The 206-nt window shown below is 51.5% G+C and carries 1 protein-coding gene; it reads left to right on the top strand.

What is annotated here, in order from left to right; genetic code table 11:
• Positions 1 to 206: IS66 family transposase zinc-finger binding domain-containing protein (locus tag ETC02_RS17455; RefSeq protein ID WP_171698522.1), on the top strand; the 206-nt coding region annotated here is incomplete at both ends.

Consider the following 206-nt stretch of genomic DNA (forward strand, 5'->3'; position numbering starts at 1 on the left):
CGTGTCAAGGATGTGGAGCTTCTTTGCGTGACGTCAAACCGTTCAAAGTCGATATCCGTCAAGTGTTTGATGTCCCTCGTGTGGCGATCGAGGTGACACAACATGAACGTGAAGTGAAATCGTGTCCACATTGTCGATGCGTGCAACAAGCCGAATTCCCATCCCATGTCACGAATCATGTGCAATACGGTCCACGGCTCACGGCG

The organism is Geobacillus sp. DSP4a (genome assembly GCF_013096875.1).
GTDB lineage: Bacteria > Bacillota > Bacilli > Bacillales > Anoxybacillaceae > Geobacillus > Geobacillus thermophilus.